Here is a 12103-nt window from a genome sequence, read left to right as displayed (position 1 = left end):
GGTTTGTTCAGCGCGAGGCCATAAAAGCGCGAAAAATCCCTGATTGCAAGGATTTTTGGCCTTACCGGTCTGACCAGTTGTGGGGCAATCCGGCCTGCCATGCTCTAGTTCGGTGCGTGCCGTGAAAGGGGGCGCGTGAAATAGCTCAGGGCTTGGCCAGTGCCTGGTCCACCGCTGCAATCAGCTTGCCAAGATCTTTGGGCGGGGCGTTGTGGATGACACCGAACAGGTAGGCGCGCTGCTCCTCTTCGTCGTCCGGTTCAGCGAAGAAGTCCTTGGGCTTGACGCCCAGCACCTGGGCAAACGCCATGATTGCATCGATGCTGGGGGTGTAGGTGCTGGTTTCGAAACGGCTGACGGTCTTGGGGTCGAAGCCGGTCCGTTCGGCCAGTTGTGCCTGGGTCAGGCCCGCCAGCTTGCGGTAGCGGCGCAGGGCGATACCCAAAGCTGATCTCGTCATCGCTTAATTCCCATTTAGAATCAAGAACTTAACGATATCTATCAATGTGGCGCAACGCCATGATCGATCACCTTTGTTTTATTTATGTGATGAATTTCGTAGAATTCATGGCTTGACCGGTCAGTCATCGTCACCTTCCTTGTACCGTTCGGCCTCGTGCCGCAACGGCAGGAAGCGCTTTTGCCCATTGGAACGGATCCTCATGAATCGGTTCCGAAGGCCGTCGATGAACTGGGTGCCGGCTTGTCATTGAATGGAGTCTCATCGTGCGCCTCAACTTGCCGGTAACCCCGGTCGAGCAACGTTTTCCCCCCCATCAGCGGCTTATTTCTGCTACCGATACCGCCAGCCTGATCACCTACTGCAACCCAGAGTTTGCCGCCATCAGTGGCTACAGCGAGGCCGAACTGATCGGCAGCCCGCACAACCTGGTGCGCCACCCGGATATGCCGCCGGCGGTGTACGAGTTGATGTGGCGCTACCTGAAAGCCGGCAAGAGCTGGATGGGTATCGTCAAGAACCGCTGCCGTAACGGCGACTACTACTGGGTCAATGCCTACGTCACGCCCATCCTCGAAGGTGGGCGGGTAGTGGGTTACGAGTCGGTGCGCGTATGCCCTACGCGCGAGCAAGTAGCCCGTGCCGAAGCCCTGTATGCGCGGCTGCGCAACGGCCAGGCGGCATTGTCGGCGCCGCGCCGGCTGAGCTTGCTGGCGCAGGCCTTGGCCTTGCCACTGGCCGGTGGGCTGCTGGCGGTGGGGGCCAACCAGCTGTGGCCTGGCCTGGTGGGGCAGGGGCTGACCCTGGGGCTGTTCGTGGCCTGCGGCCTGTGGGCGCGCAATGCCCTCGGGCGGCAGCTGCAGCAGATTGTGCAGGGTGCCGAAGGTGCCTTCGCCGACCCGATTGCGGCCTTGACCTACAGCGACCTGTCGGGTGCTGCCGGGCAGTTGCAACTGATGCTGATCAGCGAAGAGGCACGCCTGAAAACCGCCTTGACCCGGCTAAGCGACCTGGCCGGGCAAATGGCCGTGGCCGCTCGCGATGCCGGGCAGTTGTCGCGCAGCACCGAGGCGGCATTGCTGGAGCAGCGTGCCGAAACCGACCTGAGCGCCACTGCAATGAACCAGATGGCCGCCTCCATTGGCGAAGTGGCCAACCACGTGCAGTTGACCGCCGCCGAGGCACACACGGCGCACCTGCTGGCCGAGCAAGGTAGCCAGGTGGCCGATGCCAGCGGTGCGGCCATTCGTAACCTGGCCAGCACCGTGACGCAGATCAACCAGGCGGTCAGCCACCTGGCGGGTCAGACCGGCGCCATCGCCGAGGCCGCCGGGATGATCCGCGGCATTGCCGAGCAAACCAACCTGCTGGCCCTCAACGCCGCCATCGAGGCTGCCCGTGCGGGCGAGCAGGGCCGGGGCTTTGCCGTGGTCGCCGACGAGGTGCGGGCACTGGCCGACAAGACCCGCCAGTCCACCCTTCACATCCAGGCCATCATCGATGCCCTGCGCAGTGGCGCCGAGGAAGCCGTGGCGATCGCCAGCCGAGGCATCGACGGTGCCGAGCAGGGCGTTGCCCAGGTGCAGGAAGCCCGGCAGGCGCTGCATGGCATTCGTGACGCGGTACAGCGCATCAGCGATATGAGCCAGCAGATGGCCACCGCCTCGCAGCAGCAGTCGGCGGTGGCAGAAGACGTTTCGCGGCAGATCAACGGCGTAGCCGGTATTGCCCAGCACAGCGCCCATAGCGCCAACGCCGCCGCCTCGCGCGGTACCGAACTGGAACACGTGTGCGCCGGATTGCGCGCCCTGGTGGAGCGCTTCAACCGCTAAGGCAGGATGCTTTATGGATGATAACTATCGCGCGGCCGTGGACGCGGCCGCGATCTTTTCGGAAACCGACCTGCGTGGGAACATCACCTACGTCAATCAGCAGTTCTGCAGCATCTCGGGCTACAGCCGTGAGGAACTGTTGGGGGCCAACCACCGCATCCTCAATTCCGGGCTGCATGAACCGACGTTCTTTGTCGGCATGTGGCGGGCGTTGGTCGCCGGGCGGGTGTGGAAGGGCGAAATCTGCAACCGGTCCAAGGACGGTTCGTTGTACTGGGTCGACAGCACCATGGTGCCACTGGTCGATCCGCTGACAGGCCAGGTGCGCAAGTATGTGTCGATCCGCTTTGACGTCACCGAGAAGCGCCAGCTGCTGCATACCTTGCAGTGGCGGGTGGGGCACGATGTGCTCACCGGCCTGCCCAACCGCGCCTACCTGTCTGATTTGCTGAACCAGGCCTTGGCCTACTCGCGCCGCGAAGGCATCTCGCTGGCGGTGTGCATGCTCGACCTGGATGGTTTCAAGGCGGTCAATGACGGCTACGGGCATGCCGTGGGTGACCTGCTGCTGGTGGAAGTGGCGCAGCGCCTGAAGAGTATCCTGCGTGGTGGGGATGCCGTGGCGCGGCTGTCGGGCGACGAATTCGTGCTGATCCTGCGCGACGTCGACGATGAGCACCAGCTGCATGCAGCCCTGCAGCGGGTATTGCGTGCCTTGGCGGCACCCTGTGTGGTGCGTGAGCATACGCTGTCGCTCAGCGCCAGTATCGGCGTGACCCTGTACCCGCAGGATGACGAAGATGCCGACACCCTGGTGCGCCACGCCGATCAGGCCATGTATGTGGCCAAGCAGCGCGGGCGCAACCGTTACCATCTGTTCGACGTGACGCAGGAGCAGGAGCTCAAGGCCACCCACCAGACCGTGGCACGCGTGCGCCGGGCGCTGCGCAATGGTGAGCTGTGCCTTTACTACCAGCCCAAGGTCAACCTGCGCAGTGGCAAGGTACTGGGCTTTGAGGGTTTATTGCGCTGGCAGCGGCCAGGCCGTGGTGTGGTGCCGCCTGGCGATTTCCTGCCCTGGGTAGAGCAGACCGACCTGATCGTCGAAATCGGCGAGTGGGTGATCGGGCAGGCGTTGAGCCAGTTGCAGGCCTGGCAGCGCCAAGGGCAGCCCTGGTCGCTGAGCGTGAATATTGCCGCGCGGCATTTGCAGCGCAGTGACTTTGCCGAGCGCCTGCAGCAACTGCTGGCAGCGTACCCGGCGGTGGACCCGGCGCTGCTGGACCTGGAAATCGTCGAGTCGGTGGCCATCGACAACCTGCAGCATGTCAGCCGTTGCCTGGATGCCTGCCGTGCGCTGGGTGTGCGTTTCTCGCTGGACGATTTCGGCACCGGTTATTCGTCCTTGAGTTACCTGAAACGCTTGCCGACCCAGACGATCAAGATCGACCAGTCGTTCGTGCGTGACATCCTTCATGACCAGGACGACCTGGCGCTGACGGAGGCAGTGATCGGCCTGGCCCGGACGTTTGGCCGCGAGGTGATTGCCGAGGGGCTGGAGAGTGTCGAGCACGGCCGGGTACTGATGGGCCTGGGCTGCGAGCTGGCGCAGGGTTACTGCATTGCCCGGCCGATGCCCGCCAGTGACGTGCAAGCCTGGGCACAGGCCTACCGGCAGCCAGTGCAGTGGCGTGACCCTTGAAGGTCATCAGCGGGCCGTGGTCTTGACCTGCACGGGGGGGGCGCCAGCTGCTTGTCGATCAGGGGTGGCTTCGAAAACCTGCTGTGCGGCGCTTCAGGGCCAATCGATTCATCGCCCACGCAACCGCTTGTACAGTGTGGTGCGGCTGATACCCAGTCGGCGGGCCACCGCCGACAGGTTGCCATTGGCTTGCTCGACCAGGCTCTGCAGGTCCGTCTCTTCAGTCGCTATCGGCACCGGTGTTTTCGACTCGGCCAGAAAACCCGCAGGAAGGTGTTCGACGCCGACCGGCCCGTTGGCCGCCAGGGCCAACGCGACCTGTAGCACGCTCACCAGTTCGCGCAGGTTGCCCGGCCAGGGGTGTTGATCGAACAGGTCGATAATGGCCGGGGGCAGCCGCGCAGGTTGCCCGGGCTCGCGGTAGCGGGCATGCACCTGCTCAATCAGCTGGCGCCGGTCAGCGCGTTCGCGCAGGGGGGGCAGCACCAGCGTCAGGCCGGCGATGCGGTAGTACAGGTCCTGGCGAAAGCGCCCGGCGCGCACTTCTTCGGCCAGGTTGCGATTGCTCGCCGACACCACGCGGATATCCACCGGCACCGGTTCGCCACTGCCCAGCGGCTGGATGCTGCGCGACTGCAGTACGCGCAGCAGGCGGGCCTGGGTGGGCAGTGGCATGTCGCCAATCTCATCCAGAAACAGGATGCCGTGGTCGGCCTTGCGGATCAGCCCCGGGTTGCCCTTGTGGTGGGCGCCGGTGAACGCGCCTTTGTCATAGCCGAACAGTTCCGACTCCACCAGTTCGGCCGGGATCGCCGCACAGTTTACGGCGACCAGCGGCTGCCTGGCGCGGCTGCTGGCCCGGTGCAGGGTGCCGACGAACACTTCTTTGCCTACGCCTGTTTCGCCCTCGACCAACACCGGGATGTCCTTTTCCAATAGCAGGCGGGCTTGTATCAAGGCTTTATCCAGGCGCGGCTCGGTACTGCCGGCTTCGGGGCGGCGAGTGGTTTCGCGTGGGGGGTGCCACTGGCAGTGAAAGCGGTTGCGCCCGGTGGCCTGCAGAGCGAAGGGCTGTTGTCGGGGATGGCTGAGCAGCTGTTGCAGGGGTAACTGGAACAGTTGCTCGATGTTTTGCTGCAGCGGGTTTACGCCAAGCAGGCTATCGGCCCGGTGATTGGCGGCCAACACCTGCCCGCGTTCATCGAACACCAGCAAGCCGGCCCAAGGGCTGTCGAGGTTGTCGGAGGCGCTGTTGAAGATCAGTTGTGCATGCTGGTCAGCATGTTCGGCGAGGATCAGGCGGTTCTCCAGGCTCTGGCCCATCATGCGCACCAGCCCAAGCGTCTGGCTGGCCGGCAGGTAGCCGTCGCTGGCTACGTCGAGCGCCCCGACCAGCTGCCGTGCGGCGTCGAACAGGGGGGCGGCGGCGCTGGACATGTAGCGGTTCTGGCGCAGGAAGTGTTCGTCCTGGCCGACGTGAACCGCTTCGGCGCAAATCAGTGTGGTGCCCAGGGCGTTGGTACCGACGCCACGTTCGTGCCAATGGGCGCCGGCGCTGAAACCATGGTGCTGGCGCGGTTCGATGAAACGCCGCGAGCCCCAGCTGTCGAGCAGGCAGCCACTGGCATCGGCCAGCATCACCAGGTAGCTGGCGTTACCCAAGAGGTGCGCATAGTGCGGTAGCACTTCCTCGCGGGTCAGGCGCAGCAGGTTTTGGCGCCGCTCCAGCAGGGCACTGAGCTCGGCGCGGGACAGGCAGTCAAAGTCTGGCGCATGCTGCGGCTGCAGGCCGTGGGCGCGGCAGCGGTCCCAGGACGCCTGGATCAGTTGGGTGTGGGTCGAAGTGGATGCGGCCATGGGCCTGTCCTGTGTGATTGTTGTCATGGGTCGACCGCCGTTCAGTGTTGTTCACGGCTGTTCATTGTCAAACTGGCCAGTGTCCAGCTGTGCAGTGATTGTGTTCACGTGCGAGCCCGCGATTTGCCAGCGCTGCCACCCAGGCCCCGAACCAGAGCATCGGGCACGGACTGGCACGGAACTGGCTGTACCCGGCAGACAACAATCACAAAAAGGCCACGCCATGTCCCTGGTGCTGGAGGAGGTCAGCCGTAGCGTCGACAACCAGCCGTGGATCGTCGATGCGTCACTGCGTTTCGAGCCCGGCTCGTTCAATGTGCTGCTGGGTCGCACCCTGGCCGGCAAGACCAGCCTGATGCGCCTGATGGCCGGGCTGGACCGTCCGGACCGAGGGCGGGTGCTGATGGATGGCCAGGACGTCACCGGTGTGCCGGTACGCCAGCGCAATGTGTCGATGGTGTATCAGCAATTCATCAATTACCCGACCTTGAGCGTGTACGAAAACATCGCCTCACCGCTGCGCCAGGCGCGCATGGCCGAGGACCAGATCCGACGGCGGGTGCAGGAAACTGCCGAGATGCTGCGCATCGAAACCTACCTGCAACGCCTGCCACTGGAGCTCTCCGGCGGCCAGCAGCAACGCACGGCGATGGCCAGGGCATTGGTCAAGGATGGCTCGTTGATCCTCTTCGACGAGCCATTGGTCAACCTCGACTACAAGTTGCGCGAAGGCCTGCGCCAGGAGCTGCGCGAGCTGTTCGCGGCGCGCCATTGCATTGCTGTGTACGCCACCACCGAGCCCAACGAGGCGCTGGCGCTGGGCGGCACCACCACCCTTGTGCACGAAGGCCGTATCGTGCAGAGCGGGCCCACCGCCGAGGTCTATCAGCGCCCCAGCAGCGTGCTGGCTGCCGAGCTGTTTTCCGAGCCGCCGATCAACCTGGTGTCTGGCCGTATCACGGGTAACGAGGTGAGCCTGGCCCAGACCGTGCACTTTGCCCGCAATGCCGACCTGGAGCCGCTGGCCGAGGGTGACTACCGCTTCGGCGTGCGCCCCAGTCATATCGCGCTGGTGCCGGCCCACGACGATGACCTGGAGCTGGCGGTACTGGTGGAGTTGGCCGAGATCAGTGGGTCAGAAACATTTCTGCATGTGCGCAACGAATACTGGCGCATGGTGCTGCACCTTCCCGGGGTGCACGAGTACCAGGTGGACACGCCGATACGCGTGTTCATCCCCACGCACAAGCTGTTCGTTTTCGACAGCGCCGGGGTGTTGGTGCAGGCTCCGGGGCTGCGCCAGGCGAGGAGAGGGTGATGGCCGAAATCCGCCTGCGCCAGCTGGCGCACAGTTACAGCCGCCAGCCCGCCAGCGAGGCAGACTATGCCCTGCACGCACTCGAACATGTGTGGGAGCAGGGCGGTGCCTATGCGTTGCTCGGGCCGTCGGGCTGCGGCAAGTCGACCTTGCTCAATATCATTTCCGGGCTGCTGACGCCGTCTCATGGCGAGGTGCTGTTCGACGGCAAGCCGGTCAACCAGCTGTCCCCGCAGGCGCGCAATATCGCCCAGGTGTTCCAGTTCCCGGTGGTGTACGACACCATGACAGTGTTCGACAACCTGGCCTTCCCCTTGCGCAACCAGGGGCTCGATGAAGCCCGGGTGCGTGCCCGGGTGGAAGAAATTGCCGAAGTGCTCGAGCTGACTGCCGTGTTGCGCAAGAAAGCACGCAACCTCACCGCCGATGAAAAGCAGAAAGTCTCCATGGGGCGTGGCCTGGTGCGCGATGACGTGTCGGCGATCCTGTTCGACGAGCCGCTGACGGTGATCGACCCGCATCTGAAGTGGAAGCTGCGGCGCAAGCTGAAGCAGATTCATGAGCAGTTCAACATCACCATGATCTACGTCACCCACGACCAGTTGGAGGCCTCCACCTTCGCCGACAAGATCGCGGTGATGCACGGCGGACGCATCGTCCAGTTCGGCACCCCGCGCGAGCTGTTCGAGCGACCGCGGCATACATTCGTTGGTTATTTCATCGGTAGCCCGGGCATGAACTTGATCGACGTGCGTGCCGAGGCGGGCGCGGTGGTGTTCGGCGATGTCCAGCTGGTGCTGCCCGATGGCCTGTGCGAGCGCCTGGCCTCACTGGCGGGCGGGCGGCTGCAGGTGGGCATTCGCCCGGAGTTCGTGCAGCTGTGGGACAGCCCGTTCGAGGGGGCCTACCCGGCGCGGGTGCTGGACGTCGAAGACCTGGGTACCTATCGCATCGTCACCCTCGAACTGGGCGGTGTCGCGCTCAAGGCGAGGCTGGGCGAGGACCGCCCGTTGCCTGTGGACCAGGCCTGGGTCAGCCTGCCGGCGCAGTGGCTGATGCTGTATGTCGACGATGTGCTGCTGGAGACCGGGCCATGAACAACAAGGTGCCGAACAACAAGGCCTGGTGGCTGGTGCTGCCGGTGTTCCTGCTGGTCGCGTTCAGCGCGGTGGTGCCGATGATGACGGTGGTCAACTACTCGGTGCAGGACATCTTCGACCAGTCCAGCCGCTACTTCGTCGGTGCCGACTGGTACCGCCAGGTACTGCGCGACCCGGCGCTGCACGATGCATTGCTGCGCCAGTTCATTTACTCGGCCTGCGTCCTGCTGATCGAAATTCCATTGGGTATAGGCATCGCTCTGGCCATGCCAACCAAAGGCCGCATGGCCTCGGTGTGCCTGATCGTCATGGCTATCCCGTTGCTGATCCCGTGGAACGTGGTCGGCACTATCTGGCAGATTTTCGGCCGTGCCGATATCGGCCTGCTCGGCGCTTCCCTGGCCAAGCTAGGGGTCAGCTACAACTACGCCGGTGACCCGTTCGACGCCTGGCTCACCGTGCTGGTGATGGATGTGTGGCACTGGACTTCGTTGGTGGCTTTGCTGTGCTATTCGGGGCTGCGTGCGATCCCCGACGTGTACTACCAGGCCGCGCGCATCGATCGGGCCTCGGGCTGGGCGGTGTTTCGCCATATCCAGCTGCCCAAGCTCAAGAACGTGCTGGTGATCGCGTTGATGCTGCGCTTCATGGACAGTTTCATGATCTACACCGAGCCGTTCGTGCTGACCGGCGGCGGGCCAGGCAACGCGACCACGTTCCTCAGCCAGACCCTCACGCGTATGGCCGTAGGGCAGTTCGACCTGGGGCCGGCGGCAGCGTTTTCACTGGTGTACTTCCTGATCATCCTGCTGGTGTCGTGGCTGTTCTACACAGCCATGACCCATGCCGACAAGGACTAGGCCATGAGCACACGCAAATCAATGGCCCTGCTGCTGTACTTCTTCTTCCTGCTGGTGCCGATCTACTGGTTGCTGAACATGTCGTTCAAGAGCAACGCCGAGATCCTTGGCGGCCTGACCCTGTGGCCGCAGGCGTTCACGCTCGACAACTACCGAGTGATCTTCACCGACGCCAGCTGGTACAGCGGCTACATCAACTCGCTGTACTACGTGTGCCTGAACACGCTGATTTCACTGCTCGTGGCGTTGCCCGCGGCCTATGCCTTCTCGCGCTACCGCTTTCCTGGCGACCGCCACCTGTTCTTCTGGCTGCTGACCAACCGCATGGCGCCACCGGCGGTGTTCCTGCTGCCGTTCTTCCAGTTGTACTCGTCGATCGGGCTGTTCGATACCCACATTGCCGTGGCGCTGGCCCATTGCCTGTTCAACGTGCCGCTGGCGGTGTGGATCCTGGAGGGTTTCATGTCGGGCGTACCAAGGGAAATCGACGAAACCGCCTACATCGACGGCTACAGTTTTCCGCGCTTCTTCGTGAAGATCTTCATTCCGCTGATTGGCTCCGGCATCGGCGTCACGGCGTTTTTCTGTTTCATGTTCTCTTGGGTCGAACTGCTGCTGGCGCGCACCCTGACCTCGGTGAATGCCAAGCCGATTGCCGCGGTGATGACCCGCACGGTGTCGGCATCGGGCATCGACTGGGGTGTGCTGGCGGCGGCGGGGGTGCTGACCATCTTGCCGGGCATGCTGGTGATCTGGTTCGTGCGCAATCATGTGGCCAAGGGCTTCGCCCTGGGCCGGGTGTGAGGAGGGCAACGCATGGAGTGGATGGCCTGGACCCTGCCGACAGCGCTGTTCTTCGCCGCTGTGGGCCTGTTGCTGCTGGGCATGACCCTGCTTGAGCTGCGTCGCCCCTGCGTAGAGCGACGGGGCTTTTTGCCGCTGGTCACCAGCCGTGGTGACCGTTTGTTCATCGGCCTGCTGGCCAGCGCCTACCTGCACCTGCTGGTGGTCGGTGTCAGCGACTGGCCGTTGTGGGTGGCCTCGCTGCTGTCGCTGGCGTGGCTGGCGGTGGTGTTGCGCTGGGGCTGAGCGAGCGGCCCTGTGGGATAACTGAAACGGGAGATCACAATGTTCGACAACAAACACAACAGGCGACATTTGACCCTGGCCGCGTTGCTGGTACTGGCCAGCGTGCAAGGCACAGCCTGGGCCGACCAGTACGAAGAGGCGGCAAAGAAATGGATCGGCAGCGAGTTCAAGCCTTCGACCCTTACCCCCGAACAGCAGTTGGCCGAATTGCAGTGGTTCATCAAGGCAGCCGAGCCGTTTCGCGGGATGAAGATCAACGTTGTGTCGGAAACCATCACCACCCATGAATACGAATCCAAGGTGCTGGCCAAGGCTTTCAGTGAGATCACCGGCATCCAGCTGACCCACGACCTGCTGCAGGAAGGCGACGTGGTGGAAAAACTGCAGACGCAGATGCAGTCGGACAAGAACATCTATGACGGCTGGGTCAACGACTCCGACCTGATCGGTACGCACTTTCGCTACGGCAAAGTGGAATCGATCACCGACCTGATGGCCAACGAGGGCAAAGCCTATACTTCGCCGACCCTCGACCTGAAGGACTTCATCGGTATTTCCTTCACCACCGCGCCCGATGGCAAGGTCTACCAACTGCCCGACCAGCAGTTCGCCAACCTGTACTGGTTCCGCGCCGACTGGTTCGAACGGCCGGAGTTAAAGGCCAGGTTCAAAGAGAAGTACGGCTATGAACTGGGGGTGCCAGTGAACTGGTCGGCGTACGAGGACATTGCCAAGTTCTTCACCGAAGACGTCAAGGAGATCGACGGCAAGCGCGTCTACGGGCACATGGACTACGGAAAGAAAGACCCGTCACTGGGCTGGCGCTTCACCGATGCCTGGTTCTCGATGGCCGGCGGCGGCGACAAGGGCCTGCCCAATGGTTTGCCGGTCGATGAATGGGGCATTCGCGTGGAGGACTGCCATCCGGTGGGTTCCAGCGTGACCCGCGGCGGCGATACCAATGGGCCGGCCGCTGTCTATGCCACGCAGAAATACGTGGACTGGATGCGTGCCTACGCGCCCAAGGAAGCGCAGGGCATGACATTCTCCGAAGCCGGCCCTGTGCCGGCGCAAGGCAACATTGCCCAGCAGATATTCTGGTACACCGCGTTCACCGCCGACATGACGAAGCCCGGCTTGCCCGTTGTGAATGCCGACGGCACGCCGAAGTGGCGCATGGCGCCTTCACCGAAGGGGCCTTACTGGGAAGAGGGTATGAAACTCGGCTACCAGGACACTGGCTCGTGGACCTTCTTCAAGTCCACCCCCGAGAAGCAACGCTTGGCGGCGTGGCTGTACGCCCAGTTCGTCACCTCAAAGACCGTATCGCTGAAAAAGACCATCGTCGGCCTGACGCCGATTCGTGAGTCGGACATCAACTCCCAGGCCATGACCGAGTTGGCGCCCAAGCTCGGTGGGCTAGTGGAGTTCTATCGCAGCCCTGCACGGGTGCAGTGGACGCCGACCGGCACCAACGTACCGGACTACCCGCGGCTGGCACAGCTGTGGTGGAGCCATATCGCCGAAGTCGCCAGTGGCGAAAAGACCCCGCAGGAAGCCCTGGATGGGCTGGCCCGCGACCAGGACCGCATGATGGAGCGCCTGCAACGCTCCAATGCCCAGGCGACGTGTGCACCCAAGTTGAATCCGGAGAAGGACGCCCAGTACTGGTTCGACCAGCCGGGTGCGCCGAAAGCCAAGCTGGCCAACGAAAAGCCCATGGGCGAGACAGTCAGCTACAACGAACTGCTGAAGTCCTGGGAGGCGGCCAGGAAGTGATCGGCTGAACGCCGGGGTGGTTTCACCGACCGCGCGGGCCGTGCAACCGCTCGCTCGCGAAGAGTCCATTAGTCACGGGCAAAAAAAACGGCACCTGCAAAGGTGC

10 protein-coding genes and 1 pseudogene are annotated in these 12103 nt (G+C 63.4%); 9 read left to right on the top strand and 2 right to left on the bottom strand.

All coding sequences use genetic code 11. The features are described from left to right. Positions 1 to 145: 145 nt before the first annotated feature. Complete coding sequence (locus tag AC3RCM_RS18395) at positions 146 to 460, bottom strand: helix-turn-helix domain-containing protein (RefSeq protein WP_492629050.1); 315 nt, start codon at positions 458 to 460, stop codon at positions 146 to 148. Between the two features lie 266 nt (positions 461 to 726). Here AC3RCM_RS18395 and AC3RCM_RS18390 point away from each other — a divergent pair. From AC3RCM_RS18390 to AC3RCM_RS18380, 3 genes and pseudogenes are all read left to right on the top strand, one after another. Further along, positions 727 to 1008 (top strand): annotated as a pseudogene (locus AC3RCM_RS18390) (PAS domain-containing protein); the annotation flags it as partial. A gap of 408 nt (positions 1009 to 1416) precedes the next feature. Beyond that, positions 1417 to 2292 carry a methyl-accepting chemotaxis protein gene (locus tag AC3RCM_RS18385; protein WP_371264237.1) on the top strand — a complete coding sequence of 292 codons (876 nt, stop codon included), beginning with the start codon at positions 1417 to 1419 and terminating at the stop codon, positions 2290 to 2292. A 13-nt stretch (positions 2293 to 2305) separates the two neighbouring features. After that, a complete protein-coding gene (locus AC3RCM_RS18380) occupies positions 2306 to 3994 on the top strand; it encodes a putative bifunctional diguanylate cyclase/phosphodiesterase (RefSeq protein WP_409319991.1) in 1689 nt (562 codons plus the stop codon). A 108-nt stretch (positions 3995 to 4102) separates the two neighbouring features. Here AC3RCM_RS18380 and AC3RCM_RS18375 read toward each other — a convergent pair whose 3' ends face one another. Beyond that, on the bottom strand, positions 4103 to 5851 hold the full coding sequence (locus AC3RCM_RS18375) for a sigma-54-dependent Fis family transcriptional regulator (RefSeq protein ID WP_104887335.1): 1749 nt from the start codon (positions 5849 to 5851) through the stop codon (positions 4103 to 4105). 223 nt (positions 5852 to 6074) lie between these two features. Between AC3RCM_RS18375 and AC3RCM_RS18370 the strand changes: the two genes are divergently transcribed. Genes AC3RCM_RS18370 through AC3RCM_RS18345 form a run of 6 tightly spaced genes read left to right on the top strand, consistent with a single transcriptional unit; the run spans position 6075 to position 11997 of the window. After that, the gene (locus AC3RCM_RS18370; RefSeq protein WP_492629049.1) at positions 6075 to 7169 is read left to right on the top strand and encodes an ABC transporter ATP-binding protein; all 1095 of its coding nucleotides are present in this window, start codon (positions 6075 to 6077) and stop codon (positions 7167 to 7169) included. Then, on the top strand, positions 7169 to 8266 hold the full coding sequence (locus AC3RCM_RS18365; protein WP_064493432.1) for an ABC transporter ATP-binding protein: 1098 nt from the start codon (positions 7169 to 7171) through the stop codon (positions 8264 to 8266). The genes AC3RCM_RS18370 and AC3RCM_RS18365 overlap by 1 nt, the downstream gene beginning before the upstream one ends. Continuing rightward, the gene (locus AC3RCM_RS18360) at positions 8263 to 9129 is read left to right on the top strand and encodes a carbohydrate ABC transporter permease (RefSeq protein ID WP_003250226.1); all 867 of its coding nucleotides are present in this window, start codon (positions 8263 to 8265) and stop codon (positions 9127 to 9129) included. Before AC3RCM_RS18365 ends, AC3RCM_RS18360 begins: the two co-directional genes overlap by 4 nt. Positions 9130 to 9132: 3 nt before the next feature. Beyond that, positions 9133 to 9933 (top strand): carbohydrate ABC transporter permease, encoded by an 801-nt coding sequence (locus AC3RCM_RS18355; protein WP_104887337.1) that lies wholly within the window; start codon positions 9133 to 9135, stop codon positions 9931 to 9933. Between the two features lie 12 nt (positions 9934 to 9945). Then, positions 9946 to 10218 carry a DUF2160 domain-containing protein gene (locus tag AC3RCM_RS18350; RefSeq protein ID WP_003250230.1) on the top strand — a complete coding sequence of 91 codons (273 nt, stop codon included), beginning with the start codon at positions 9946 to 9948 and terminating at the stop codon, positions 10216 to 10218. 39 nt (positions 10219 to 10257) lie between these two features. After that, positions 10258 to 11997: an ABC transporter substrate-binding protein gene (locus tag AC3RCM_RS18345; RefSeq protein WP_003250232.1), complete on the top strand. Its 1740-nt coding sequence runs from the start codon at positions 10258 to 10260 to the stop codon at positions 11995 to 11997. Positions 11998 to 12103 lie beyond the last annotated feature (106 nt).

The sequence above is a fragment of the Pseudomonas sp. GW823-FHT05G12 genome (assembly GCF_058795575.1).
This window is presented reverse-complemented; position numbering and strand designations above follow the sequence as displayed.

Coding starts and splice junctions, on each gene's coding strand:
- AC3RCM_RS18395 (WP_492629050.1), bottom strand. CDS start 460: ATGACGAGATCAGCTTTGGGTATCGCCCTGCGCCGCTACCGCAAGCTG.
- AC3RCM_RS18385 (WP_371264237.1), top strand. CDS start 1,417: ATGCTGATCAGCGAAGAGGCACGCCTGAAAACCGCCTTGACCCGGCTA.
- AC3RCM_RS18380 (WP_409319991.1), top strand. CDS start 2,306: ATGGATGATAACTATCGCGCGGCCGTGGACGCGGCCGCGATCTTTTCG.
- AC3RCM_RS18375 (WP_104887335.1), bottom strand. CDS start 5,851: ATGGCCGCATCCACTTCGACCCACACCCAACTGATCCAGGCGTCCTGG.
- AC3RCM_RS18370 (WP_492629049.1), top strand. CDS start 6,075: ATGTCCCTGGTGCTGGAGGAGGTCAGCCGTAGCGTCGACAACCAGCCG.
- AC3RCM_RS18365 (WP_064493432.1), top strand. CDS start 7,169: ATGGCCGAAATCCGCCTGCGCCAGCTGGCGCACAGTTACAGCCGCCAG.
- AC3RCM_RS18360 (WP_003250226.1), top strand. CDS start 8,263: ATGAACAACAAGGTGCCGAACAACAAGGCCTGGTGGCTGGTGCTGCCG.
- AC3RCM_RS18355 (WP_104887337.1), top strand. CDS start 9,133: ATGAGCACACGCAAATCAATGGCCCTGCTGCTGTACTTCTTCTTCCTG.
- AC3RCM_RS18350 (WP_003250230.1), top strand. CDS start 9,946: ATGGAGTGGATGGCCTGGACCCTGCCGACAGCGCTGTTCTTCGCCGCT.
- AC3RCM_RS18345 (WP_003250232.1), top strand. CDS start 10,258: ATGTTCGACAACAAACACAACAGGCGACATTTGACCCTGGCCGCGTTG.